This is a genomic window from Pseudomonas chlororaphis (genome assembly GCF_001921865.1).
Taxonomy (GTDB): Bacteria; Pseudomonadota; Gammaproteobacteria; order Pseudomonadales; family Pseudomonadaceae; genus Aquipseudomonas; species Aquipseudomonas chlororaphis_D.
In genome coordinates, this window is sequence record NZ_MSCT01000024.1 from 190,924 (window position 1) to 215,025 (window position 24,102).

The window sequence follows — 24,102 nt, forward strand, 5'->3', positions numbered from 1 at the left end:
CACAGCGCTATCGCGAGCCAGCTCGCTCCTACATAGATAGAAGGGGGACGCTCAGCGAACCTGCACCACCACCTTGCCCACTGCCTTGCGCTGGCCAAGATCGTTGATGGCGCTGGCAGCGTCGGCCAGCGGATAAACCTGCGAGACCAGCGGCTTCAGCTTGCCCTCGGCGAACCAGGCGAACAGTTGCTGGAAGTTCGCGGCATTGTCCTGGGGCTGGCGCTGGGCGAACGAGCCCCAGAACACGCCGACCACCGCGGCGCCCTTGAGCAGCGCCAGATTGACCGGCAGCTCGGGAATGCGCCCGCTGGCAAAACCCACCACCAGCAGCCGGCCGTTCCAGGCGATGGAGCGGACGGCCTGGTCGAACAGGTCGCCGCCGACCGGGTCGTAGATCACATCGGCGCCCTGGCCGTCGGTCAGGCGCTTGATCTCGTCCTTCAGGCTGGTTTCGCTGTAGTTGATCAGCTCGTCGGCGCCGGCGGCCTTGGCCACCGCGAGTTTCTCGGCGCTACTGGCGGCGGCGATGACCCGTGCGCCCATGGCCTTGCCGATCTCCACGGCCGCCAGGCCGACGCCTCCGGACGCGCCGAGTACCAGCAGGGTTTCGCCGGGTTGCAGGTTGCCGCGTTGCTTGAGGGCGTGCATCGAGGTGCCATAGGTCATGCTGAACGCGGCGGCCGTGTTGAAGTCCATCGACGGCGGGATCGGCAGCACGTTATAGCCCGGCACTGCCACTTCCTCGGCGAAGCTGCCCCAGCCGGTCAGCGCCATGACCCGGTCGCCGGCCTTGAGGTGGCTGACCTTCTCGCCAACGGCGCCGACCACGCCGGCGGCCTCGCCACCGGGGGAGAACGGAAAGGGCGGCTTGAACTGGTATTTGCCCTCGATGATCAGCGTGTCCGGGAAGTTCACCCCGGCTGCGTGCACCTGCAGCAGGATTTCGTTCTTCTTCGGCACAGGGCTCGCGACCTCTTCCAGCACCAGCGTTTCGGCGGGGCCGAAGGCTTTGCACAGCACGGCTTTCATCAGGGCTATTCCTTTGGGAGTGATGGCCGATAAGTGTAGGTGGGTGAAAAACGCGGTCAACGAGCATGCCCCGGCCTGATAGCCAGCCATAAGCTTTGTGCTTGGGCGCAGGCGCGGGGGCCTTTATGCTAGACCGCCTACCGGATAAGGAGCGAACTGTGAAAGCGTGGATCATGTTGATGCTGGCCCTGTCTCTGCCCATGGCAGCCATGGCCGAAGAAGCCAAAGAGGGCGAAGCACCGAAAGTCAGTTACATCAGCCTGAACCCGCCGTTCGTGGGCAACTACGGGCTGGACGGCGGTCCCAAGCTCAAGGTGTACAAGGCCGACGTCGCCCTGCGGGTGACCGGCGATGCTGCCGCCCAGGCGGTGAAGGCCAACGAACCGTTGATCCGCAACCAGCTGGTGGCGTTGTTCGCCCAGCAAACCGTGGAAACCATGAACAACGTCGAGGCCAAGGAAAAGCTGCGTCAGGAAGCCCTGAAGCAGACCCAGCAGGTGATGAACGACGAAACCGGCAAGCCGGTGGTGGAAGACCTGTTGTTCAACAACCTGATCATCCAGTAATGCTGGATCTGTAGGAGCGAGCTTGCTCGCGATAGCGATCGTGATCACCCCGCCAAACCTTCAGCCTGGCGGCTGATCGCGAGCAAGCTCGCTCCTACAGGTCGCCATGGTCGAGGCTTGCTCAAGACGCCAGACTCCTGCGAAACCTCGCCAACGCAATCCCGAAGAACAGCAAGCCAATCGTTCCCAGGGCCAGCAGGTCTGGCCAGACCACGTCGAGGCCGGCCCCGCGGAACAGGATGGCCGCGCTCAGGCTGACGAAGTGGGTCGACGGCGACCCCTGCATCACCCATTGCAGCCACTGGGGCATGCTGTCCAGCGGCGTGCTGCCGCCCGACAACAACAGCATCGGGATGATCACCGGAATCGCCAGCAAGCCGAATTGCGGGGTCGAGCGCGCCAGCGTGGCGAGAAAGATCCCCAGCGCGGTGCTGGCAAACAGGTAAAGCGCGGTTACGCCGAGAAACAGGGGTAGCGACCCGGCCAGCGGTATGCCCAGCGCGCCCTTGACGATCACCTCCAGCGACAGCCAGGTGCAGAGCACCACCACCAGCATGTTGCTCCAGATCTTCGCCAGCATGATTTCCAGCGCCGTCAGCGGCAGCACCAGCAGATGGTCGAGGGTGCCGTGCTCGCGCTCGCGCAGCAGCGCGGTACCGGTCAGGACAATCGCCAGGATGGTGATGTTGTTGACGATCTGAATCACCGCCAGGAACCAGCCGCCCTGCAGGTTGGTGTTGAATAGCGCGCGGCTGGTCAGTCGCGCCGGCATCGTGCTGGTCGGGTCGGCCTGGTTGCCGTAGCTCAACAGCTCGCGCTGGAAAGTCCGCCCGATGTAGCCGGCGCCCATGAACGCCTGGCTCATGGCCGTGGCGTCGACGTTCACTTGCACGCTGGGTTGGCGCCCGGCCAGCAGGTCGTTCTGGAAGTTGGCCGGCACGTTGATGACGAAGGTGAATTGACCGCTGTCCATGACCTGGTCCAACTGGTCGTAGGGCAGCTGCACCGGGTTCTGGAATTCCGGTGGCTGCAAGGCCTCGGCCAGCTGGCGCGAGAGTTGGCTGTGGTCCTCGTCCACCAGCGCCACGCTGGCGTTGTGCACGCCGATCACCGAACCGGCTGCTGGCATATAGATAGCCACGGTGAAGGCGTACAGCAGGAACAGCAGCAACACGCTGTCGTGCCGCAGGCTGGTGAGCTCCTTCAGGCCCAAGCGCAGGATATGGCTGAACGAGTGCATCAGGCCTCCTGCTTTTTCAGCATCGCCAGGCTCAGCCCGGTGAACCCGAGGAAGAACCCGAACAGCGCCAGGCACTGCGGCCACAGCTGGCGCAGGTCCAGGGCCTTGGTGAAGGTGCCCACGGCAATGTCGAGGAAATAGCCGGCGGGGAACAGCTGCCCCATCAGCGCCGCGGAGCCTTCCAGCGACGAGCGCGGCACGATCAGCCCGGAGAACTGGATGGTCGGCAGGCTGGTGATGATCATGGTGCCGAGGATCGCCGCGATCTGGGTACGGGTGAAGGCGGAAATCAGCAGCCCCATGCTGGTGGTGGCCAGTACGTACAACAGGCCGCCGAAGGCCAGCGTCAGGCCGCTGCCCTTGAAGGGCACGCCGAACAGCCAGCGGTTCATCGCCGCCAGCAGCGCCAGGTTGATCAGGCTGAGGGCCAGGTAGGGCGCCTGTTTGCCCAGGAGAAACTCCAGGCGCTTGAGCGGCGTGGCGTAGAAGTTGGTGATCGAGCCCAGTTCCTTTTCGCGCACGATGCCCAGCGCCGTGAGCATCGCCGGGATGAACGCCAGGATCAGCGCCATCACCCCGGGGCCGATGGCGTTCACGCTGACCACGTCCTGGTTGTAGCGAAAGCGCGTTTCCAGCCTGGCCGCCGCCGGTCGTCCGAGAGCGGGGCTGCTGTGGGCGGCCAGCTGTTCGAGGTTGTCCTGGTGCACGGCCTGGACATAGTTGCGGCTGGTCTCCGCGCGAAACGGCATGCCGCCGTCGAGCCAGGCGGCCACCGTGGGCTGGCGCCCGGCGTACAGGTCGCGACCGAATCCAGGAGGGATCTCCAAGGCCAGCTTGATCTGTGAGCGTTGCAGCCGCCGATGCAGTTCGGCGGCGTCGCGGATCGGCTTCTGCTCCTTGAAGTAGCGGGAGCTGCGAAAGGCTTCCAGGTAGGCGCGGCTTTGCGGTGTCTGGTCCTGGTCGTAGACGGCGAAGGCGAGGTTTTCCACGTCCAGGGAAATGCCGTAGCCAAAGATCACCATCATGAACAGCGCCCCGAGCAGGGCGAAGCTCAGGCGCACCCGGTCGCGCAGCAGCTCCTTGCCTTCGCGGGTGGCCACGGCGATCAGGCGCGACAGGCGCATGCGCTGGCTATTGTCATGGATGGTGCTGGCGGCCTCAGGCTGGGGCGCGGCGGGCGCAGAAGGTGGCGGCGCGCCCTGGGCGTCTTCCAGGCAGCGGACAAACGCGGCCTCCAGGGTGTCGCCGGCGAATTGTCGTTGCAGGGCGGCCGGTGTATCGCACGCCAGCACCTTGCCGGCGTGCATCAGCGAGATGCGGTCGCAGCGCTGGGCTTCGTTCATGAAGTGAGTGGATAAAAAGATCGTCACCCCCTGTTCTCGCGACAGCTCGATCAGCAGGCGCCAGAAGTCGTCGCGGGCTGCCGGGTCCACGCCCGAGGTCGGCTCGTCGAGGATCAGCACTTCGGGGCGGTGCAGCACGGCCACGGCCAGGGACAGGCGCTGGCGCAGGCCGAGGGGCAGGGCGCCGGAGGGTTGTTCGGCGATGTCCTGAAGGTCGAAGCGCTGGATCAGCTCTTCGATCCGCGGGCCGCTCTCGGCCTTGGGCAGGTCGAACAGCCGGGCGTGCAGCGCCAGGTTCTGGCGCACGCTGAGTTCGCCGTACAGCGAAAAACTCTGGGACATGAACCCCACCCGCTTGCGGGTGGCCAGGTCCTTGGCGTCCACCGGGTTGCCCAGCAGCCTGGCGCTGCCCTCGGTGGCCGGCATCAGGCCGGTCAGGACTTTCATGGTGGTGGTCTTGCCACAGCCGTTGGAGCCGAGAAAGCCGAAGATCTCGCCGCGGCCGATGGCGAAGCTGACCTTGTTCACGGCGGTGAAATCGCCAAAACGCAGAGTCAGTTCATGGGCTTCGATAGCGATTTGCTGGTCGCCGGCGACTCTTGGCGGAATCACCAGCGGGTCGCTGTCATGCCCGCTGTCGCCCTGGAAGTGGGTGAAGGCATCGTCGAGCTTGCCGCTGGGCGTGGCGGCCGCCAGTTCGCGGCTCAGGCCCTGGGCAATCAGCCGGCCGCGGTCGAGCATCAGGCAATGCTCGAACTGCTCGGCCTCCTCCATGTAGGCCGTGGCCACCAGCAGCGTCAGTTGCGGGCGCTGTTGGCGCACCTCGTCCACCAGTTCCCAGAAGCGCCGGCGGGACAGCGGATCGACGCCGGTGGTGGGTTCGTCGAGGATCAGCAGGTCCGGTTCATGGATCAGCGCGCAGCACAGCCCGAGCTTCTGTTTCATCCCGCCGGACAGCTTGCCCGCGGGCCTGTCGGCGAAACGCGCGAGGTCGGTGGCCAGCAGCAGGTTGTGCATGCGCTGTTCGCACTCGGTTTTCGACAGGCCGAACAGGGTGGCGAAGAAACGGATGTTTTCCTGGATCGACAGCTCGGGGTACAGGTTGCCGCCCAGGCCCTGGGGCATGAAGGCGATCCGTGCATACAGGCTGTTGCGATGGCGGCGTTGCTCGATGGAGCCGCCGAGTACCTGCAGTTGGCCTTGCTGAAGTTTTTTAACCCCGGCGATCAAACCCAGCAGGCTCGACTTGCCGGCGCCGTCCGGGCCGATCAGCCCGCAGCGGGTACCGCCGGGCAGGCTGAAGGCCAGGTCGATCAGGGCCTGTTGCGCGCCGTAGCGATGGTTGATGCCCGTGGCTTGCAGCGCCAGGCCGCTCATTGCAGGTTGGCCGGCCAGTCCACGTTCGCCGTGCGCACATAGCCGGCACCGGGCATGCCCGGCTTGGCCTGTGGTACGGCACTGGGTTGGGTCAGCCGCAGCTTGACGCGAAACACCAGCTTCTGGCGCTCGTCGCGGGTTTCCACTTCCTTGGGCGTGAACTGCGACTTGGCCGCGACAAAGCTGATTTTCGCCGGCAACGGCTGGTCGGGCAGGGCGTCGAGGAGGATTCGCGCCTCGCTGCCGACGGCCAGGCGGCCGGTCACCGAGGCCGACAGATAAAGGTTCATGTACTGATCGTTGGGGTCGATCAGCAACAGCACGCGGCCGCCGGCGCCAAGCACTTCGCCGGGTTCGGCCAGGCGCAACTGGATGATGCCGTCGATGGGCGCGCGCAGGCTGCTGTCGTCGACTTCACTGGTCAGTTGGGCCACCAGTGCCTGGGCCGAGCCAATGGCAGCGCGTACCGCGGCGACCTGGGCCTGGGCTGCCTGGACGGCGGCATTGCCGGTGTTCAGGCGCGCTTGCTGCTGGTCGATGATCTGCTGGCTGGCGAAGCCGCGTTTGAACAGTTCCCGCGAGCGCTTGAGCTCCTGGGTGGCCAGCAGCAGTTCGCTCTGGCGCAACTGCACGTTGGCCTCGGCCGCCGCCAGGGTTTCCCGGGTGCGCACCACCTCGGCCTCGGCCTGGGCGCGCTGGGCCTCCAGGGTGCGGGTGTCCATGCGGGCCAGCAGCTGGTCCTTGGCGACTTTGTCGCCCTCGTCGACGAGTACCTCGGCCAGGCGTCCCGGGGTCTTGCTGGCGATCTGCACTTCGGTGGCTTCAAGGCGGCCGTTGCCCACGTTCAGGCCTTCGGGCAGGCGGTCCTGCCTGGACTTCCAATAGCCGAAGCCGCCGGCGATCAACAGCAGGGCCAGCAAGGCGAAGGCGAAAAGACGGGAGGAAAGCTGATTCGTCGACATTGGGGCATCCTGCGGCTGTAGCGTCCTAGTCTGGCGGCTCAGGTCGCTGGGCGACTTGATGTCCGTCAAATGAAGGGAGCAAGCCTAGTCCCGTTGTGCGCAGGATGCCTCTTTGCGTAGCGCGCACGTTCCGTTCAGCGCAGCGCCAGCACCGCCGCCCACTGCTCGGCGCTCACCGGCATCACGGACAGCCGGCTGCCTTTTTGCACCAGCGGCAGCTCGGCGAGGGCGGCCTGTTGTTTCAGGTAGTCCAGGCGCAGCACCTTGGCGAAGGTTTCGACGTGGGTGACGTCGACGGCGCTCCAGGGGTTTTTCTCGCTACTGGCCTTGGGGTCGAAGTGCGGATTTTCCGGTTCCAGGGCCGTGGGGTCGGGGTAGGCGGCCTCGCTGATCCGGCCGATTCCGGCAATCCCCGGTTCGGGGCAACTGGAGTGGTAGAAGAAGAATTGGTCACCTACCGCCATGTTCCGCAGGAAATTGCGCGCCTGGTAATTGCGTACTCCGTCCCAGCGCGCGTGGCCCTTGGTGCCCAGGCCTTGGATCGAGAGTTCTTCCGGTTCGGATTTCATCAGCCAATAGGCCATTTTTTGCTCTCCAGAGGGGTGGCTGGGCAGGTTGTTGGGCAATTTTATGACAAACCGACAGTCGGTTGACGCCAACATTTGCGTGTCGGTTCACGTTGTCGCAGAATGCCGGAATTTTAAGCTTGACGCTGCTGCACGGCCTGTTATGGAAACCGTTGCTGTCATCGTGTGTGATTTGCCTGAGGGGGGCAATCGATGCAACGCAAACCGGATTTACTATGGATTTTGGTTATTTTGTTCGGTTTGGGCGTCGTGACAACCGGTTATGCGCAAAGCCTGTGGGCCAACAAGACCGATGCACCGGTCGAACTCGCGCAACAACAGCAACCTTACAAGCGTTGATTCCTTCCTGGGCGTCGCTGTCTGTCGGCGGCGCCTATTCGGCGAAATACCATTGCCTGTCCGTCACCGTTCCTTGCAGCGGTACGTCCCAGCTTGCCTGATCCAGCTTCGCGACTTTCTGACATTCATGGGCCAGCCCCAGCAGCGTCGGCTTGCGCCAGCTTTGCCGCCGCGCCAGATACGCCAGGCTGCGATCGTAGAAACCGCCTCCCATGCCCAGGCGCCCGCCTGACTCATCGAAGCCGACCAGCGGCAACAGCACCAGGTCCAACGCCCAGACCTTGCGTTGCCGGGCCAGGTTGACCCGCGGTTCGAGAATGCGGAAGCGGTTGGGGCGCAGCTTTTCCCCGGGGCGAACGCGCTGGAACACCATCTTGGTCCGGGGCCAGGCGCTGAGTACCGGCAGATAGGTCGCCTTGCCCCGGCGTTGCGCGGCACGCAGCAGCGGGCGCGGATCGATTTCACCGTCGGTGGGCAGGTACAGGGAGATATGCCGGGCGCGGCGGAACAACGGATGCTGCGTCAATTGCCGATAAAGCCCGCGGGCGGCCTGGCGTTGCTCGGGGGGGCCGAGGGCGCGGCGGGCCTTGCGTAGCATGCGGCGAAGTTGCGGGCGGGAAAGCGGCGCCGGTTCGGTCATGGTCGCGGTGGTCCGGGTCGGATACGGCAGGATAGCGTACCGCTAAATAATCCTGGCGCCGAAAAAAACAATGCCAGCTATGGACATAGCTGGCATTGGCTTGGAATTCAGGCTCCCCGGATGAACCGCTGCCGGCTTAGCCCTTGAACCCGAAAGTTCAAGGCGGAAGATGCAGTAGGCGTTAAGGCTTTCCGTCTAGCGGACATGCACACCGGCCCAACGTGCAACTTCCAGGGTAGTGCAAATCGGCTCAGGGACATCGCCAACTGGCAAGCACCCCAGGGAGTGGCGGGATTATACCGCAACCACTTTCAGGAATCAGCTTTGCTTGTGTCGGTATCGGTAGCGAGTACCAAGTCCACGCGATCGAGCAGGTCGCGCACCTGTTCACGGGTCGAGCCGCTGGCCTGGATGTCGGGGCGCTCTTGCTTGTGCAAGAGATCGTGAGTGATGTTCAGGGCGGCCATCACGGCAATGCGGTCGGCGCCAATGACTTTGCCGCTGCTGCGGATCTCGCGCATCTTGCCATCCAGGTACCGGGCGGCGCTCACCAGATTGCTGCGTTCTTCCTGGGGACAGATGATCGAATACTCTTTATCGAGGATCTGCACGGTAACGCTATTGCTTGAACTCATGAGTCTTGCTCCAGGGCCTTGAGGCGCGAAATCATCGATTCGACCTTACGCCGGGCGATTTCGTTTTTTTCAATGAGGTGCGCGCGTTCCTCGCGCCAAGTCTTTTCCTGAGCTAGTAAGAGTGCGTTTTGACTCTTTAGTTGCTCGACCCGGTCAATTAGCAATTCGAGTCTGGCCATCAGCGCTTGCAGGTCGGTGTCTTCCATTGGATCCCACTGGATTTGTCTGATGAGTGGCAACTGCCTGGGCAAACGAGTTGACGCCCTCGATGGTCTTGGCGCGTCTGCCGATGCTAGGATACAAGGCCTCCATTCTAGACATTGCGCCGCTTGGCGCCTAGCTGCCCATGCCCATTCAGAATTCCCCGTACAACGCCTTCGCCACCCTGCTCAGCAGCAGCGGTCACCCTGTCTCGCCCGCCGAATTGCATGGCCTGTTGCTGGGTCGCAGTTGCGCCGGAGCCGGCTTTGAAGTCGAAGGCTGGCTGATCGACGCTGCCGAGCTGCTCGAAGGCGAACCGCAGGACAACGTCCGTAACGCCTTGATCGGCTTGCAGGAAATGGTCAAGGGCGAGTTGACCAGCGACGACATGACCGTCGTCCTGTTGCTGCCCAGCGACGATGCGCCGCTGGCCGAGCGCGCCGCGGCCCTGGGGCAATGGTGCCAGGGCTTCCTCAGCGGTTTCGGCCTGAACTCCCGCGACAGTAGTGCCCTGAGCACCGAGGCCACGGAAGTGTTGCAGGACCTTGCAGCGATTTCCCAGGTACAGGACGCCCTGGAAGAATCCGACGACGGCGAAAGCGACTACATGGAAGTCATGGAGTACCTGCGGGTCGCGCCGCTGCTGCTGTTCACCGAGACCAACAAGACGGTTGAACCGGCCGCCAAGCCTTCCCTGCACTGATCGCTCGATAGGAAGATCCGTCTGCCCATGATCCATATCCCGAAATCGGAATACACCCGCCGCCGCAAGGCGCTCATGGCGCAGATGGAACCCAACAGCATCGCGATCCTGCCGGCCGCCGCCGTGGCGATCCGCAATCGCGATGTCGAGCATGTCTATCGCCAGGACAGTGACTTCCAGTACCTCAGCGGCTTCCCCGAGCCCCAGGCGGTGATCGTGCTGATGCCGGGCCGCGAGCATGGCGAGTACGTCCTGTTCTGCCGCGAGCGCAATGCCGAGCGCGAACTCTGGGACGGGCTGCGCGCCGGCCAGGAAGGCGCGATCCGCGATTACGGCGCCGACGATGCGTTCCCCATTACCGATATCGACGATATCCTGCCGGGCCTTATCGAAGGCCGCGACCGGGTGTACTCGGCCATGGGCAGCAACCCCGAGTTCGACCGCCACCTGATGGAGTGGATCAACGTGATCCGTTCCAAGGCGCACCTGGGCGCCCAGCCGCCGAACGAATTCGTTGCCCTGGATCATCTGCTGCATGACATGCGCCTGTATAAATCGGCGGCGGAAGTGAAGGTGATGCGCGAGGCCGCGCGGATTTCCGCCCAGGCGCATATTCGCGCCATGCAGGCCAGCCGCGCCGGGTTGTACGAGTTCAGCCTGGAGGCCGAACTGGATTACGAGTTCCGTCGCGGCGGGGCGAAGATGCCGGCCTACGGCTCCATCGTCGCCGCCGGGCGTAACAGCTGCATCCTGCATTACCAGCAGAACGACGCGTTGCTCAAGGACGGCGACCTGGTGCTGATCGACGCCGGTTGCGAGATCGACTGTTATGCCAGCGATATCACCCGCACCTGGCCGGTGAACGGCACGTTTTCCGCCGAGCAGAAGGCGATCTACGAGTTGGTGCTGGCGTCCCAGGAAGCCGCGTTTGCCGAGATCGCGCCGAACAAGCACTGGAACCAGGCGCATGAGGCGACGGTCCGGGTGATTACCGCCGGGCTGGTCGAGCTGGGGTTACTCGAAGGTGACGTGGACGAATTGATCGCCAGCGAAGCCTACAAGGCGTTTTACATGCACCGCGCCGGCCACTGGCTGGGCATGGATGTGCATGATGTCGGCGAATACAAGGTCGGCGGCGAATGGCGGGTGCTGGAGGTCGGCATGGCCCTGACGGTCGAGCCGGGCATCTATATCGCGCCGGACAACCAGAACGTGGCGAAGAAATGGCGCGGCATTGGCGTGCGCATCGAGGATGACGTGGTAGTGACCAAGCAAGGCTGTGAAATTCTCACCGGCGGCGTGCCCAAGACCGTGGCCGAGATCGAGGCCCTGATGGCTGCTGCGCGGAGCCATGCGGCATGAGCCGGGTCAACCTGGCGATCATCGGCGGTGGCCTGGTCGGTGCCAGCCTGGCTTTGGCCCTGCAGGCCGGGGCCAAGGCGCGCGGCTGGAAGATCGTGCTGATCGAGCCGTTCGCCCCGGGCAATACCTATCAGCCCAGCTACGATGCGCGTTCTTCGGCGCTGTCGTTCGGCGCACGGCAGATCTATCAGCGCCTCGGCGTGTGGCAGGAGATTTCCCGCCGCGCCGAGCCGATCAAGCAGATCCATGTGTCCGACCGCGGGCGGTTTTCCACCGCGCGCCTGTCGGCCATGGAAGAGGGCGTGCCTGCCCTGGGTTATGTGGTGGAGAACGCCTGGCTCGGCCAGTGCCTCTGGCAGGGGCTGGACCAGGACGTGGTCAGTTGGCGCTGCCCGGCCGAAGTCACGCGCATGGAGCCGTTGGAAGACGGTTACCGCCTGACCCTCAACGACGAAACCAGCCTGGACTGCGAGTTGGCGGTGCTGGCCGACGGCGGTCGTTCCGGGCTGCGCGAGCAGTTGGGCATCGGGGTGAAAAAGCGCCCCTACAACCAGAGCGCGCTGATCGCCAACATTACCCCGAGCGAAGCCCATAACGGCATGGCCTTCGAGCGTTTCACCGACGACGGGCCGATGGCCTTGCTGCCGCTGCCGGACAACCGCTGCGCGCTGGTCTGGACCCGTCTGGGCATGGACGCGCAGCGCCTGGCCGAACTGGACGAGCGCAGCTTTCTCAGCGAGTTGCAGGGGGTCTTCGGTTATCGCCTGGGTACCCTGAAACAAGTGGGCGCGCGGCACCTTTACCCGCTGTCGCTGGTGGAAGCCGAGGAACAGGTACGGCCGCATCTGGTGGTGCTGGGCAACGCCGCCCATAGCCTGCATCCGATTGCCGGGCAGGGTTTCAACCTGTCGCTGCGCGATGTCGAGGCGCTGGCCGATGCCTTGCTGGTCAGCCCGACGGCGCCGGGCGATTTCAGCATCTTGCAGGCCTACCGCGAGCGGCAGCGCCTGGACCAGGACCTGACCGTAGGCTTCTCCGACCAGGTCACCCGCTTGTTCGGCAGCAAGCTGCCGCTGGTGTCCCTGGGGCGCAATATCGGGTTGCTGGGCCTGGACCTGCTGCCGCCAGCCAAGCGCTGGTTCGCGCGGCAAGCCATGGGCCTGGGCACTCGTCCCGATGCATGAGTGGCCGCGCCGTCGGCCAGGCATGTCGATCCAGTACCGCGTCGGTCGCCCCCTGGGAGCGCGGCTCGACAACTCTTTTTATCCGCGGCTCACGCCGCACGCGAGACAGGCTTAAAGCATGGAAATGCGCGCAGATCTGCTGATTGTCGGGGCCGGAATGGTCGGGAGCGCCCTGGCGCTGGCGTTGCAGGACAGCGGCCTGGAAGTGCTGCTGCTCGATGGCAGCCCGCTGAAGGTCAAGCCCTTCGACGACGAAGCGCCGTTCGAGCCACGGGTGAGCGCGCTGTCGGCGGCCAGCCAGCGGATTCTCGAACGCCTGGGGGCCTGGGAAGGGGTGACCCGACGCCGCAGCAGCCCGTACTCCGACATGCAGGTCTGGGACGGCAGCGGGACTGGGCAGATTCACTTTTCGGCGGCCAGCGTGCATGCCGAGGCGCTGGGCCATATCGTCGAGAATCGCGTGGTCCAGGACGCGTTGCTGGAACGCCTGCACAATTGCGATATCGGCCTGCTGGCCAACGCTCGCCTGGAGCAGATGCGCCGTTCCGGCGACGACTGGTTGCTGACCCTGGCCGATGGCCGCAGCCTGCGCGCCCCGCTGGTGATCGCCGCCGACGGGGCCAACTCAGCCGTGCGGCGCCTGACCGGTTGCGCCACCCGCGAATGGGATTACCTGCATCACGCCATCGTCACCAGCGTGCGTTGCGCCGAGCCGCACCAGATGACCGCCTGGCAGCGCTTCACCGACCACGGTCCGCTGGCGTTCCTGCCGCTGGAGCGCGACGGGCAGCACGACTGGTGCTCGATCGTCTGGTCGACCACGCCGGCCGAGGCCGAACGCCTGATGGCGCTGGCCGACGCGGATTTCTGCCAGGAACTGGAACGCGCCTTCGAAGGTCGCCTGGGCTCGGTGCTGAGCGCCGACCCACGGCTCTGCGTACCGTTGCGCCAGCGCCATGCCAAGCGTTACGTGGCCGAAGGCCTGGCGTTGATCGGCGACGCGGCCCATACCATCCATCCGCTGGCCGGGCAGGGGGTCAACCTGGGCTTTCTCGATGCCGCGGTGTTGGCCGAGGTGCTGCTGCAGGCGGCCAGCCGCGGCGAGCGGTTGGCCGACGCCAAGGTCCTGAGCCGTTACGAGCGACGGCGCATGCCGCACAACCTGGCGCTAATGGCAGCGATGGAAGGCTTCGAGCGGCTGTTCCAGGCCGATCCGCTGCCGCTGCGCTGGTTGCGTAACACCGGCTTGAAAATGGTCGAGCAGATGCCCGAGGCCAAGGCGCTGTTCGTGCGCCAGGCGCTGGGCCTGACCGGCGACTTGCCGGAGCTGGCCAAGGCCTGATCTCACGGGGCTCATCGCCCGGCCCATGGGCCTCGGCTGTTTACGCAACATCTGGTAACGCCTCGGCCTGCTGTTCAGTTTGAGAAGCCAAATGGTAGTCCTTATCATTTGCTTCCCTTTGATCTCGAGAGACCGCTCCCATGTTGGCACCGAAGCGTCTACTGACCGCCCTGGCCCTCACCCTCATCGGCGGCACCGCCCAGGCAGCCGACGAAGTCGTGGTCTACTCCTCGCGCATCGACGAGCTGATCAAGCCGGTCTTCGATCTCTACACCCAGAAAACCGGGGTCCAGGTGAAGTTCATCACCGACAAGGAAGCCCCGTTGATGCAGCGGATCAAGGCCGAAGGCGAGAACGCCACCGCCGACCTGCTGCTCACCGTGGACGCCGGCAACCTGTGGCAAGCCGAGCAGATGGGCATCCTGCAACCGTTCACCTCCAAGGTGATCGACGCCAACATTCCCCTGCAATACCGCGCTGCTTCCCACGCCTGGACCGGCCTGAGCCTGCGGGCACGGACCATCGCCTACTCCACCGCGCGCGTGAAACCGTCCGACCTGAGCACCTACGAGGCCCTGGCCGACAAGCAGTGGGAAGGCCGCCTGTGCCTGCGCACGGCGAAGAAGGTCTACAACCAGTCGTTGACCGCGACCCTGATCGAAACCCACGGCGCGGCGAAAACCGAAGAGATCGTCAAAGGCTGGGTCAACAACCTCTCCACCGATGTGTTCTCCGACGACGTCGCGGTACTCGAGGCGATCAACGCCGGCCAGTGCGACGTGGGCATCGTCAACACCTACTACTATGGCCGCCTGCACAAGCAGAAGCCGGACCTGCCGGTGAAACTGTTCTGGCCGAACCAGGGCGACCGCGGCGTGCACGTCAACCTCTCGGGCATCGGCCTGACCAAATACGCCCCGCACCCGGAAGCCGCCAAGGCCCTGGTGGAGTGGATGACCTCCGCTGAAGCGCAGAAGATCTTCGCCGACGTGAACCAGGAGTTCCCGGCCAACCCAAGCGTGCCACCGTCCGCCGAAGTGGCGGCCTGGGGCAAGTTCATCGCCGACACCCTGCCGGTGGAAGTCGCCGGCCTGCGTCAGGCCGAAGCCATTCGCCTGATGGACCGTGCTGGCTGGAACTGATCCGCTGGTTATACTGCGCCCCGCCTTTGCGGGGCGTTTTGCTTATCAAGGACGCCGCGAGCAAGGTTTGCCCAATCCCTGTAGGAGCGAGCTTGCTCGCGATCGTTCGTCACTGACCCACCTCGCCTGAGAGTCTTTCGTGGCCCATCCCGCCCAACGCCGCTGGTACCCGCTGGTCTTTGCTGTCGCCGCCCTGGTCCTGTTGCCGTTGAGCGTGCTGTTGCTGTCGTGGCAGACGGTCGACCAGCAGATCTGGTCGCACCTGTGGGAGACCCAGATGCCGCGTCTGCTGGGCAACACCCTGACCCTGGTGCTGGGCGTTGGCGTGGGCGTGACGCTGCTGGGCGTGAGCCTGGCCTGGCTGACCAGCCTCTGCGAGTTTCCCGGGCGGCGCTGGCTGGATTGGGCGTTGATGCTGCCCTTCGCGATTCCGGCCTATGTGCTGGCCTTCGTCTTCGTCGGCCTGCTGGATTTTTCCGGCCCGGTGCAGACCCTGCTGCGCGAATGGTTCGGCGCGGGGCTGCGCCTGCCGCGGGTGCGCTCCACCGGCGGGGTGATCCTGGTCCTGGTGCTGGTGTTCTATCCCTATGTGTACCTGCTGGCGCGCACCGCGTTCCTGGCCCAAGGCAAAGGCCTGATGGAAGCCGCGCGGGTGCTCGGGCAAACCCCCTGGCAGGCGTTCTGGCGCGTGGCCCTGCCCATGGCGCGCCCGGCCATCGGCGCCGGCGTGGCGTTGGCGCTGATGGAAACCCTGGCCGACTTCGGCGCGGTGGCGGTGTTCAACTTCGACACCTTCACCACGGCCATCTACAAGACCTGGTATGGCTTCTTCAGCCTGTCCAGCGCCGCGCAACTGGCCAGCCTGTTGCTGCTGGCGGTGATGCTGGTGCTGTACGGCGAGCGGCGCGCCCGCGGCGCCAGTCGCTCTGGCAACGAACGGCCGCGGGGCAAGGCACTGTACCCCTTGCATGGCATCAAGGCCCTGGCGGCCACGAGCTGGTGCGTGCTGGTGTTCGCCTGTGCCTTCGTCATCCCGTTGCTGCAACTGCTGGTGTGGTTCTGGCAGCGCGGCCGCTTCGACCTCGACGAACGTTATGCCGGGCTGATCCTGCACACCCTGTACCTGGGCGCCATGGCGGCGTTGATCACGGTCAGCGTGGCCTTGCTGCTGGCGTTCGCCCGGCGGTTGGCGCCGACCCGGGCGATCCGCTCCGGCGTCAGCCTGGCCAACCTGGGTTATGCCTTGCCGGGCTCGGTGCTGGCGGTGTCGATCATGCTGGCCTTCAGTTATCTGGATCGCGAGCTGGTGATCCCGTTGTCGGGCTGGCTCGGCGGGGCGGGCAAACCCCTGTTGCTGGGTAGTCTGGCGGCCTTGTTGCTGGCCTATCTGGTGCGCTTTATCGCGGTGGCCTACGGGCCGCTGGAAAGCAGCCTGGCGCGTATTCGCCCTTCGTTGCCGGAAGCGTCGCGCAGCCTGGGGGTCGGCGGTCCACGACTGTTTTTCAAAGTGTATCTGCCGCTCTTGCTGCCCGGGACACTGAGCGCGGCGCTGCTGGTGTTCGTCGACGTGCTCAAGGAAATGCCCGCCACCTTGCTGATGCGCCCGTTCGGCTGGGACACGCTGGCGGTGCGGATCTTCGAGATGACCAGCGAGGGAGAATGGTCGCGTGCCGCGCTGCCGGCGCTGACCCTGGTCCTGGTGGGATTGCTACCGGTGATTGGCCTGATCCGCCGCTCCGCTCATCGAATCGGTTAGGTGCCAGTGTCACACCTTGCAGCTACAATGCGCGGCATTCGGTGCGGTCGATCTTTCTGATCGGGTCGTCGGCGTTGTCTGAAAACCATCTATTTCAAGGCTTTCAGCCCATACCGCGACCGCCTGCGCCTTCGCCACGCCCGGAAGGAGAAACCCATGGGACAGCGCACGCCTCTGTATGACCTTCATCTCGCCCTGGGCGCGAAGATGGTCGATTTTGGCGGTTGGGATATGCCTCTGCATTACGGCTCGCAGGTCGAGGAGCACCATCAGGTGCGACGCGATTGCGGGGTTTTCGACGTATCCCACATGACCGTCATCGATGTCGACGGTCCCCAGGCCAAGGCCTGGCTCCAGTACCTGCTGGCCAATGACGTCGAGCGCCTGCAAAGCCCCGGTCGGGCCTTGTACAGCACCATGCTCAACGAACACGGCGGTATCGTCGACGATATGATCGTCTACCGCAGCGAAGCCGGTTATCGGCTGGTGGTCAACGCCGCCACCCGCGACCAGGACATCGCCTGGATGCAGGCCCAGCTGGGCACGTTCCAGGTGCAGTTGCGCGAGCGTTCCGAGCTGGCGATGCTGGCCATCCAGGGACCCCAGGCGCGGCACAAGATCGCCGAACTGGTGAGCCAGGCGCGCGGTGCGTTGATCCAGCAACTCAAGCCCTTCGAGGGCCAGGCCGATGGCGACTGGTTTATCGCGCGCACTGGTTATACCGGCGAGGATGGCCTGGAAATCGTCCTGCCGGCCGACCAGGCCCCGGCGTTTTTCAACGACCTGGTGGGCGCGGGCATCTCGCCGATCGGCCTCGGCGCCCGCGACACCCTGCGCCTGGAAGCGGGCATGAATCTCTACGGCCAGGACATCCACCAGGACGTGTCGCCGCTGGTGGCCAACATGGCCTGGAGCATTGCCTGGGAGCCGGCGTCGCGCAAGTTCATCGGGCGCATGGCCCTGGAGGCCGAGCGCGCGCGCGGGGTACAACACAAGCTGGTCGGCCTGGTGCTGGAAGAGCGTGGCGTGCTGCGGGCCCACCAGGTGGTGCGTATCGCCGATGTTGGCGAAGGGGAGATCACCAGTGGTAGTTTCTCTCCTACGCTTAGCAAATCGATCGCGCTGGCGCGGGTGCCGATGGCGACCGCTGACCGTGCCGAAGTGGAAATCCGTGGCAAGTGGTACCCGGTCCGGGTGGTCAAACCGACCTTCGTGCGTCATGGCAAAACCTTGATCTAACTTAATTTCCGGCGGGATCTACCGCTGACATTTCTTCTTGAGGACACAGAACATGAGCGATATCCCTGCTGACCTGCGTTTTGCCGAAAGCCATGAATGGGCCCGTCTGGAAGCCGACGGCAGCGTGACCGTGGGCATCAGCGACCACGCACAGGAGGCCTTGGGCGACGTGGTGTTCGTCGAGCTGACCGAGGTCGGCAATGTGTTCGGCGCGGGCGACCAGGCCGGCGTGGTCGAATCGGTGAAAGCCGCTTCCGACATCTATGCGCCAGTGGCCGGCGAAGTGATCGCGGTCAACGAGGAGCTGAGCGCCAGCCCCGAGCTGCTCAACAGCGACCCGTACGGTGCCTGGATCTTCAAGCTCAAGCCAAGCAACAGCGCCGACCTGGACAAGCTGCTGGACGCCGCCGGCTACCAGGCCGCCATCGGCGAATAAGGCTTCCCCTCGATCGCGAGCAAACCCGCCCCCCTAGGGGCGAGCTTGCTCGCGATGGCCTTCAGCGTTGCAAGACTTCCTTCACGGTCGCCACCGACCGTTCCACATCGTCCTTGGTCATCGCCGTGAACATCGGCAACGAGACGATCAGGCGTCCCACCCGTTCCGCCACCGGGAACATCCCATCCTTGAAACCGCGCTCGCGGTACAGGCTCAGCAAGTGAATCGGCGGGTAGTGATAGCCGATGCCGACCCCACGTTCCTGCATCCGCTCCATGAAGGTCGCGCGTGCCGGCAGGCCGTCTTGCCGTTCCGGCAGGACCAGCTGGAACAAATGCCAGTTGCTGTTGCTGAAGTCCGCCGGCGGCAATTGGGCGCCATAGCGGGATTCGAAGTCGCTGCCGAAACACTCGAAGTAGTGCCGGGCCAGCTCGCGGCGGTGCGCGGTGAGGGTCTCGATATGGGCGAACTGGCCCAGGCCGATGGCGGCGGCGATATCGGTCATGTTGAACTTGCCGCCCAGCACATCCACGTCCAGGCCGTCGAAGCCGCTGCGGGTCACGCCCTGCAGGCGGTACTTCTCCGCCAGGCGCGCCTCTTCGGCGTTGTTCAGGACCAGGGCGCCGCCCTCGCTGCAGGTGACGTTCTTGTTGGCCTGGAAACTGAACGAGACAAAGTCGCCACTGGCGCCGATGCGCTCGCCGTTCCAGCTTGAGCCCAGCGCCTGGGCCGCGTCTTCCAGCACCCGCAGGCCGTGTTTGTGCGCCAGGGCATACAGGCGCGTCATGTCCAGCGGCAGGCCGGCGAGAAACACCGGAATGATGGCCTTGGTCCGCGGCGTAATGGCTGCTTCCACCTGGGCCAGGTCAAGGTTGCGGGTGATCGGGTCGATATCGGCGAACACCGGGGTGGCGCCGACTTCGAGGATCACATTGGCCGTGGCCACCCAGGAAATCGGCGTGGTGATGACTTCGTCCCCCGGGCCGATGCCGGCGATACGCAGGGCGATCTCCATGGTGCAGGTGCCGGAGTTGAAGGTTCGCACCGGGCGGCCAGCGCAAAACTCCGAGAGTTGCGCCTCGAAGGCCTGGACCTTGGGCCCGCTGGTGATCCAGCCCGAACGCAGGACTTCGCTGACGCTGGCGATGGTCGCTTCGTCGATGGTGGGTTTGGAGAACGGCAGGAAAGGCAGCTGGCTCATGACGATGGGGTACCCGATAAGCAGAGGTCGAGGCAGGGCGGCGGGCCGCGCCGGAGTCGAGCATCATGCTACCGGTTCGCGCACGGTGCCACCCCGTCGGCGTCCGGGATCGGCTGCTATGCTGCCTTGACCGTGTTGCATCGACGCCGAGCGCCGCCTGAGAGAGAGCCCGTCATGTCCCAGTTGCCGTCCTTGAGCCAGTTACGCGACCCCAATGCCTTTCTACGGCGACACCTCGGCCCCGACGCCGCGGAGCAGCAAGCGATGCTCGACAGCCTGGGGCTGGGCAGCCGGGTCGAACTGATCGAGCAGACGGTGCCGCCGGGCATCCGCTTCAACCGGGCGCTGGATCTGCCGCCGGCGCTGGACGAGCAGGCCGCCCTGGCCAAATTGCGCGGTTATGCCGAGCAGAACCAGGTCTGGACCAGCCTGATCGGCATGGGCTATCACGGCACCCTGACGCCGGCGGTGATCCTGCGCAACGTGCTGGAGAACCCCGGCTGGTACACCGCCTACACGCCCTACCAACCGGAAATCGCCCAGGGCCGGCTCGAAGCCTTGCTCAACTTCCAGCAACTGACCATCGACCTCACCGGCCTGGAGCTGGCTAATGCCTCGCTGCTGGACGAAGCCACGGCCGCCGCCGAGGCCATGGCCCTGGCCAAGCGCGTGGCCAAGTCGAAAAGCAACCTGTTCTTCGTCGACCAGAACTGCCACCCGCAGACCCTCTCGGTGCTGCAGACCCGCGCCGAAGGGTTCGGCTTCGAGCTGGTGATCGACACGCTGGACCACCTCAAGCAGCACCAGGTATTCGGCGCGCTGTTGCAGTATCCGGACACCCATGGCGAGATCCGCGACCTGCGGCCGTTGATCGGTCACCTGCATGCGCAGCAGGCGCTGGCCTGCGTGGCCGCCGACCTGCTGAGCCTGTTGCTGCTGACGCCGCCGGGCGAGCTGGGGGCCGACGTGGCGTTCGGCTCGTCCCAGCGTTTTGGCGTGCCCATGGGCTACGGCGGGCCGCACGCGGCGTATTTCGCCAGCCGCGAGGAATACAAGCGGGCGATCCCGGGGCGGATCATCGGCGTGTCCAAGGATGCCCGGGGCAACGTGGCGCTGCGCATGGCCCTGCAAACACGCGAGCAACATATCCGTCGCGAGAAGGCCAACTCGAACATCTGCACCGCCCAGGTGCTGCTGGCCAATATCGCCAGCTTCTATGCCGTCTATCACGGCCCGGAAGGTCTGCGGCGTATCGCGCAGCGGGTCCACCGGCTGACCTGCATCCTCGCCGCCGGCCTCGAACGCAAGGGCATCGCCCGGCTGAACCGGCATTTCTTCGACACCCTGACCCTGGACGTCGGCGGCAGCCAGACGGCGATCATCGAGAGCGCCAAGGCCGCGCAGATCAACCTGCGCATCCTCGGCCGCGGGCAGTTGGGCCTGAGCCTGGACGAAACCTGCGACGAGGCCACCGTCGCCCGGCTGTTCGATGTGTTCCTCGGTGCCGACCACGGGTTGGACGTGGCGCAACTGGACGCCGAGAGCCTGGCTTCGGGCGTTCCCCAGGAGCTGCTGCGCAGCACGCCGTACCTGAGCCATCCGGTGTTCAACAGCCACCACAGCGAAACCGAGATGCTGCGCTACTTGAAGCAGCTGGAGAACAAGGACCTGGCGCTCAACCAGTCGATGATCCCGTTGGGCTCCTGCACCATGAAGCTCAATGCCAGCAGCGAGATGATCCCGATAACCTGGCCCGGCTTCGCCAACCTGCATCCCTTTGTCCCGCCGGAGCAGGCCCTCGGCTATGCGCAGTTGATCGAGGAGCTCGAACGCTGGTTATGCGCGATCACCGGTTTCGATGCGATCTGCATGCAGCCCAACTCCGGGGCCCAGGGCGAGTACGCCGGGTTGCTGGCAATCCGCAAATACCACGAGAGCCGCCAGCAGGGCGGGCGCAATATCTGCCTGATCCCAGCCTCGGCCCACGGCACCAACCCGGCCTCGGCGCAGATGGCCGGCATGCAGGTGGTGATCGTCGATTGCGACGAGGCCGGCAACGTCGACCTGCAAGACCTCAAGGACAAGGCCCATGCCGCCGGCGAACAGCTGTCGTGCCTGATGGCGACCTACCCTTCGACCCACGGAGTGTATGAGGAAGGCATCGGCGAGATCTGTGAGGTTATCCACAGCCACGGCGGCCAGGTGTACATGGACGGGGCGAACCTCAACGCCCAGGTCGGACTGGCGCGGCCGGCGGATATCGGCGCCGACGTTTCCCACATGAACCTGCACAAGACCTTCTGCATTCCCCACGGCGGCGGTGGCCCGGGCATGGGGCCGATCGGCGTGCGTGCGCACCTGGCGCCGTTCGTGGCCAACCACCCGGTGGTGGCGATCGACGGGCCTTTGCCGCAGAACGGCGCGGTCAGCGCGGCGCCCTGGGGCAGTGCGAGCATCCTGCCGATCAGCTGGATGTACATCGCCATGATGGGGCCGCAGCTGGTGGATGCCAGCGAGGTGGCGATCCTCGCGGCGAACTACCTGGCCGAGCAATTGAGCGGCGCGTTTCCCGTGCTCTACAGCGGGCGCAATGGCCGGGTTGCCCACGAATGCATCCTCGACCTGCGACCGCTCAAGGCCCAGACCGGCATCAGCGAGGAGGACGTGGCCAAGCGCCTGATGGATTACGGCTTTCATGCGCCGACCATGTCGTTCCCGGTGCTGGGCACGCTGATGGTGGAGCCCACCGAAAGCGAATCCAAGGCCGAGCTGGACCGCTTTATAGAGGCCATGCTGAGCATTCGCGCCGAGATCGCCCAGGTCCAGGAAGGCAACTGGCCGGCCGAAGACAACCCGCTCAAGCGCGCGCCCCATACCCTGGCCGACGTCGCCGGCGTCTGGGAGCGACCCTACAGCATCGAGCAGGCGGTGATCCCCAGCCCGCACACCCGGGCGCACAAGTATTGGCCGACAGTGAACCGGGTCGACAACGTCTACGGCGACCGCAACCTGTTCTGTGCCTGCGTGCCGGTGGATGCCTATCGCTGAAGGCTCGAACGGCGGACAAAAAAATGCCGCTCGGGGGAGCGGCATTTTTTCTGCTGCCGGCCTGGCTACAGGCCAGCCATCACTGCGGGGCGACGGCGTTCTTGGCCAGGATGGCGTTGGCCAGTTCCATGTCGGTGGCCTGCAGGCCCGGGTTGTCGGCACGGACTTTTTGCATCGCGGCTTCCAGGTAAGGACCGCGGATGCTGCCTTCGCTGGCAACGAAGCTGCCGGCGTCGTCCTGGGCGGCGACGATCAGCTTGTGATCCTTGAACGTCAGGTAGGTGGAACCGGTGGTGGCACCGGAGGAAATGACGTTACGCCAGAAGCTGTCGGCCATTGCCGAACCTACGGGCAGGGAAAGCAGGGCCAGGGTGGCGACAGCTATTTTGAGACGCATGGTGGGTGACTCCAACTGGGGGTTAACTGACTCCTTTGATAGGGCATTTACCGATTCGGTTCCGTGACGGCAGTCGGCTCGTTTGCCCTGATGCAGCCTGCGTTTGCCTTACAGCTGAAAACGCGTCACTGACGTCTGCAGGGTGGCGACGGAGCGCTCCATGTGCTCGACCGTCGTCGCCAGTTCAGACATGGCCTGGCTGTTGCGCTGGGCGACCTGATTGATCATTTCCACCTGTTGCGCCACTTCGTTGCTGGCCTTGGACTGCTCGCCGATGGTGTGGGAAATCTCCTCGACCATCAGCGCCGAGCGTTGCGCACCTTCGCGTATTTCATTGATCGAGGTACCGGCCTGCTGGGCCATGCTCACTCCGTCGTTCACCCGGCTGACCCCGGTCTGCATGCTGCGCACCGCTTGCCCGGTGGTTTCGCGGATACGCTCGATCATGTCGGTGATCTCCCGGGTCGATTGCGCAGTGCGCGCCGCCAGGCTGCGCACTTCGTCGGCGACCACGGCGAAGCCGCGGCCGGCCTCGCCCGCGCGGGCCGCCTCGATAGCGGCGTTCAGGGCCAGCAGGTTGGTCTGTTCGGCGATGCTGTTGATCACCTGGATGATCGAGTGGATTTCCTCCGAGGACTGGCCCAGGGCGGTAATGCTCTGCGACGACTGGTTGACCGCCTCGGCAATGTGGGCCATGCCGTCGACCACGCCGAGGATGACCTGGCCGCCGCTGCCGGCGAGGGATTCCGACTGCGCCGAAATATCCTGCGCGTTACGTGCGTGCTCGGCGACCTGGGCGATATTGCTGATCATCTGCTCCATGGCCGCGGCCATGCTGTGCGCCCCATGGGCCTGCTCGTTGGCCCCGTCGGCGATGCCTTGGGAGGTCTGGCTCAGGTTGTGGGAGGTGCCTTGCAGGCCTTCGCTTTCGCGGCGAATGGTGGTGATCATGTCCCGCAGGCTGGCCTGCATGTCGCCCAGGGCCTTTTGCAGCTGGCCGGCCTCGTCGTCGCTGTCGATGCCGATCGGCAGGCTGAGGTTGCCCTGGGCAATGGCCCGGGCCGTGTTGACCGACTTCTCCAGGGGGCGCAGGACCGAATGCAATAACCGGCGAGTCAGCAGGCAGAGCGTCAGCACCGCCAGCAGGCTGCCGCCGATCAGCCATCCGCCGGCCCGGCGCACGGCTTTCGCGCTGGCTTCGCTGGCCTGGGCGCTGCTCGTCTCGATCTTGCTGCTCAAGGCCTCGTTGCGGGTCTCCACCTCGGTGAAGCTCTGGGTGAAGGCGGGCATGTTGGCGCGAGCGGCGACGGGGTCTTGAAGGGCTTCTGCGGCGATCTTTTCGGCGGCGCCAATGTAGTTTTCCAGTACCGGCT

Annotated in this window: 22 protein-coding genes and 1 other RNA gene; 11 read left to right on the plus strand and 12 right to left on the minus strand. The window is 65.0% G+C overall.

All coding sequences use genetic code 11. The features are described 5' to 3' along the window. Positions 1–51: 51 nt before the first annotated feature. Positions 52–1,029 (minus strand): NADPH:quinone oxidoreductase family protein, encoded by a 978-nt coding sequence (locus BTN82_RS29355; RefSeq protein WP_075122492.1) that lies wholly within the window; start codon positions 1,027–1,029, stop codon positions 52–54. 158 nt (positions 1,030–1,187) lie between these two features. On the opposite strand from BTN82_RS29355, the gene BTN82_RS29360 reads away from it, so the two are divergent. After that, on the plus strand, positions 1,188–1,595 hold the full coding sequence (locus BTN82_RS29360; RefSeq protein ID WP_075122493.1) for a flagellar basal body-associated protein FliL: 408 nt from the start codon (positions 1,188–1,190) through the stop codon (positions 1,593–1,595). Between the two features lie 121 nt (positions 1,596–1,716). Here the strand turns inward: BTN82_RS29360 and BTN82_RS29365 are convergent, their stop codons facing one another. The 4 genes from BTN82_RS29365 to BTN82_RS29380 form a co-directional block, all read right to left on the minus strand. Next, positions 1,717–2,835, minus strand: coding sequence for an ABC transporter permease (locus BTN82_RS29365; protein WP_075122494.1), 1,119 nt, complete (start codon positions 2,833–2,835; stop codon positions 1,717–1,719). Then, positions 2,835–5,555, minus strand: a complete 2,721-nt coding sequence (rbbA, locus tag BTN82_RS29370) for a ribosome-associated ATPase/putative transporter RbbA (protein ID WP_075122495.1) — start codon at positions 5,553–5,555, stop codon at positions 2,835–2,837. Before rbbA ends, BTN82_RS29365 begins: the two co-directional genes overlap by 1 nt. Further along, entirely contained in the window at positions 5,552–6,517 is a 966-nt protein-coding gene (locus tag BTN82_RS29375) for an HlyD family secretion protein (protein ID WP_075122496.1), read from the minus strand. Before BTN82_RS29375 ends, rbbA begins: the two co-directional genes overlap by 4 nt. 134 nt (positions 6,518–6,651) lie before the next feature. Further along, entirely contained in the window at positions 6,652–7,101 is a 450-nt protein-coding gene (locus BTN82_RS29380; protein WP_075122497.1) for an EVE domain-containing protein, read from the minus strand. Between the two features lie 195 nt (positions 7,102–7,296). Between BTN82_RS29380 and BTN82_RS31425 the strand changes: the two genes are divergently transcribed. Beyond that, a complete protein-coding gene (locus tag BTN82_RS31425; protein WP_007926740.1) occupies positions 7,297–7,443 on the plus strand; it encodes a hypothetical protein in 147 nt (48 codons plus the stop codon). Between the two features lie 34 nt (positions 7,444–7,477). Here the strand turns inward: BTN82_RS31425 and BTN82_RS29385 are convergent, their stop codons facing one another. The 4 genes from BTN82_RS29385 to BTN82_RS29400 form a co-directional block, all read right to left on the minus strand. Next, complete coding sequence (locus tag BTN82_RS29385) at positions 7,478–8,083, minus strand: 5-formyltetrahydrofolate cyclo-ligase (RefSeq protein ID WP_075122498.1); 606 nt, start codon at positions 8,081–8,083, stop codon at positions 7,478–7,480. 109 nt (positions 8,084–8,192) lie between these two features. Next, a non-coding RNA gene (gene ssrS / locus BTN82_RS29390) (6S RNA) lies at positions 8,193–8,371 on the minus strand. A gap of 23 nt (positions 8,372–8,394) precedes the next feature. Beyond that, positions 8,395–8,718 (minus strand): cell division protein ZapA, encoded by a 324-nt coding sequence (locus tag BTN82_RS29395; protein WP_075122499.1) that lies wholly within the window; start codon positions 8,716–8,718, stop codon positions 8,395–8,397. After that, on the minus strand, positions 8,715–8,924 hold the full coding sequence (locus BTN82_RS29400; protein ID WP_044466189.1) for a TIGR02449 family protein: 210 nt from the start codon (positions 8,922–8,924) through the stop codon (positions 8,715–8,717). Before BTN82_RS29400 ends, BTN82_RS29395 begins: the two co-directional genes overlap by 4 nt. Positions 8,925–9,064: 140 nt before the next feature. Between BTN82_RS29400 and BTN82_RS29405 the strand changes: the two genes are divergently transcribed. From BTN82_RS29405 to gcvH, 8 genes are all read left to right on the plus strand, one after another. After that, positions 9,065–9,622: a YecA family protein gene (locus BTN82_RS29405; RefSeq protein ID WP_075122500.1), complete on the plus strand. Its 558-nt coding sequence runs from the start codon at positions 9,065–9,067 to the stop codon at positions 9,620–9,622. Positions 9,623–9,649: 27 nt separating this feature from the next. After that, the gene (gene pepP / locus BTN82_RS29410) at positions 9,650–10,984 is read left to right on the plus strand and encodes a Xaa-Pro aminopeptidase (RefSeq protein WP_075122501.1); all 1,335 of its coding nucleotides are present in this window, start codon (positions 9,650–9,652) and stop codon (positions 10,982–10,984) included. Beyond that, positions 10,981–12,168: a 2-octaprenyl-6-methoxyphenyl hydroxylase gene (gene ubiH, locus BTN82_RS29415; RefSeq protein ID WP_075122502.1), complete on the plus strand. Its 1,188-nt coding sequence runs from the start codon at positions 10,981–10,983 to the stop codon at positions 12,166–12,168. The genes pepP and ubiH overlap by 4 nt, the downstream gene beginning before the upstream one ends. 124 nt (positions 12,169–12,292) lie before the next feature. Then, the gene (locus BTN82_RS29420) at positions 12,293–13,510 is read left to right on the plus strand and encodes a 2-octaprenyl-3-methyl-6-methoxy-1,4-benzoquinol hydroxylase (protein WP_186828473.1); all 1,218 of its coding nucleotides are present in this window, start codon (positions 12,293–12,295) and stop codon (positions 13,508–13,510) included. 140 nt (positions 13,511–13,650) lie between these two features. After that, positions 13,651–14,652: an extracellular solute-binding protein gene (locus BTN82_RS29425; RefSeq protein ID WP_075122504.1), complete on the plus strand. Its 1,002-nt coding sequence runs from the start codon at positions 13,651–13,653 to the stop codon at positions 14,650–14,652. A gap of 139 nt (positions 14,653–14,791) precedes the next feature. Continuing rightward, on the plus strand, positions 14,792–16,408 hold the full coding sequence (locus tag BTN82_RS29430) for an ABC transporter permease (protein WP_075122505.1): 1,617 nt from the start codon (positions 14,792–14,794) through the stop codon (positions 16,406–16,408). Positions 16,409–16,564: 156 nt separating this feature from the next. Continuing rightward, complete coding sequence (gene gcvT, locus BTN82_RS29435) at positions 16,565–17,647, plus strand: glycine cleavage system aminomethyltransferase GcvT (RefSeq protein ID WP_075122506.1); 1,083 nt, start codon at positions 16,565–16,567, stop codon at positions 17,645–17,647. Between the two features lie 52 nt (positions 17,648–17,699). After that, on the plus strand, positions 17,700–18,083 hold the full coding sequence (gene gcvH, locus BTN82_RS29440) for a glycine cleavage system protein GcvH (protein ID WP_075122507.1): 384 nt from the start codon (positions 17,700–17,702) through the stop codon (positions 18,081–18,083). Between the two features lie 61 nt (positions 18,084–18,144). On the opposite strand, the gene BTN82_RS29445 is transcribed toward gcvH, so the two are convergent. After that, positions 18,145–19,284, minus strand: a complete 1,140-nt coding sequence (locus BTN82_RS29445; protein WP_075122508.1) for a DegT/DnrJ/EryC1/StrS family aminotransferase — start codon at positions 19,282–19,284, stop codon at positions 18,145–18,147. Between the two features lie 174 nt (positions 19,285–19,458). On the opposite strand from BTN82_RS29445, the gene gcvP reads away from it, so the two are divergent. Continuing rightward, a complete protein-coding gene (gene gcvP, locus BTN82_RS29450) occupies positions 19,459–22,332 on the plus strand; it encodes an aminomethyl-transferring glycine dehydrogenase (protein ID WP_075122509.1) in 2,874 nt (957 codons plus the stop codon). 79 nt (positions 22,333–22,411) lie between these two features. Here the strand turns inward: gcvP and BTN82_RS29455 are convergent, their stop codons facing one another. Both BTN82_RS29455 and BTN82_RS29460 read right to left on the minus strand, forming a co-directional pair. Beyond that, on the minus strand, positions 22,412–22,729 hold the full coding sequence (locus BTN82_RS29455) for a DUF2388 domain-containing protein (RefSeq protein WP_075122510.1): 318 nt from the start codon (positions 22,727–22,729) through the stop codon (positions 22,412–22,414). A 108-nt stretch (positions 22,730–22,837) separates the two neighbouring features. Further along, positions 22,838–24,019 (minus strand): methyl-accepting chemotaxis protein, encoded by a 1,182-nt coding sequence (locus BTN82_RS29460; protein ID WP_410002849.1) that lies wholly within the window; start codon positions 24,017–24,019, stop codon positions 22,838–22,840. Positions 24,020–24,102: the final 83 nt, after the last annotated feature.

Bases quoted from the DNA above. Each gene is read 5' to 3' on its own strand.
- BTN82_RS29355 (WP_075122492.1), bottom strand. From the start codon at position 1,029: ATGAAAGCCGTGCTGTGCAAAGCCTTCGGCCCCGCCGAAACGCTGGTG.
- BTN82_RS29365 (WP_075122494.1), bottom strand. From the start codon at position 2,835: ATGCACTCGTTCAGCCATATCCTGCGCTTGGGCCTGAAGGAGCTCACC.
- rbbA (WP_075122495.1), bottom strand. From the start codon at position 5,555: ATGAGCGGCCTGGCGCTGCAAGCCACGGGCATCAACCATCGCTACGGC.
- BTN82_RS29375 (WP_075122496.1), bottom strand. From the start codon at position 6,517: ATGTCGACGAATCAGCTTTCCTCCCGTCTTTTCGCCTTCGCCTTGCTG.
- BTN82_RS29380 (WP_075122497.1), bottom strand. From the start codon at position 7,101: ATGGCCTATTGGCTGATGAAATCCGAACCGGAAGAACTCTCGATCCAA.
- BTN82_RS31425 (WP_007926740.1), top strand. From the start codon at position 7,297: ATGCAACGCAAACCGGATTTACTATGGATTTTGGTTATTTTGTTCGGT.
- BTN82_RS29385 (WP_075122498.1), bottom strand. From the start codon at position 8,083: ATGACCGAACCGGCGCCGCTTTCCCGCCCGCAACTTCGCCGCATGCTA.
- BTN82_RS29395 (WP_075122499.1), bottom strand. From the start codon at position 8,718: ATGAGTTCAAGCAATAGCGTTACCGTGCAGATCCTCGATAAAGAGTAT.
- BTN82_RS29400 (WP_044466189.1), bottom strand. From the start codon at position 8,924: ATGGAAGACACCGACCTGCAAGCGCTGATGGCCAGACTCGAATTGCTA.
- BTN82_RS29405 (WP_075122500.1), top strand. From the start codon at position 9,065: ATGCCCATTCAGAATTCCCCGTACAACGCCTTCGCCACCCTGCTCAGC.
- pepP (WP_075122501.1), top strand. From the start codon at position 9,650: ATGATCCATATCCCGAAATCGGAATACACCCGCCGCCGCAAGGCGCTC.
- ubiH (WP_075122502.1), top strand. From the start codon at position 10,981: ATGAGCCGGGTCAACCTGGCGATCATCGGCGGTGGCCTGGTCGGTGCC.
- BTN82_RS29420 (WP_186828473.1), top strand. From the start codon at position 12,293: ATGCGCGCAGATCTGCTGATTGTCGGGGCCGGAATGGTCGGGAGCGCC.
- BTN82_RS29425 (WP_075122504.1), top strand. From the start codon at position 13,651: ATGTTGGCACCGAAGCGTCTACTGACCGCCCTGGCCCTCACCCTCATC.
- gcvT (WP_075122506.1), top strand. From the start codon at position 16,565: ATGGGACAGCGCACGCCTCTGTATGACCTTCATCTCGCCCTGGGCGCG.
- gcvH (WP_075122507.1), top strand. From the start codon at position 17,700: ATGAGCGATATCCCTGCTGACCTGCGTTTTGCCGAAAGCCATGAATGG.
- BTN82_RS29445 (WP_075122508.1), bottom strand. From the start codon at position 19,284: ATGAGCCAGCTGCCTTTCCTGCCGTTCTCCAAACCCACCATCGACGAA.
- gcvP (WP_075122509.1), top strand. From the start codon at position 19,459: ATGTCCCAGTTGCCGTCCTTGAGCCAGTTACGCGACCCCAATGCCTTT.
- BTN82_RS29455 (WP_075122510.1), bottom strand. From the start codon at position 22,729: ATGCGTCTCAAAATAGCTGTCGCCACCCTGGCCCTGCTTTCCCTGCCC.
- BTN82_RS29460 (WP_410002849.1), bottom strand. From the start codon at position 24,019: ATGCCCGCCTTCACCCAGAGCTTCACCGAGGTGGAGACCCGCAACGAG.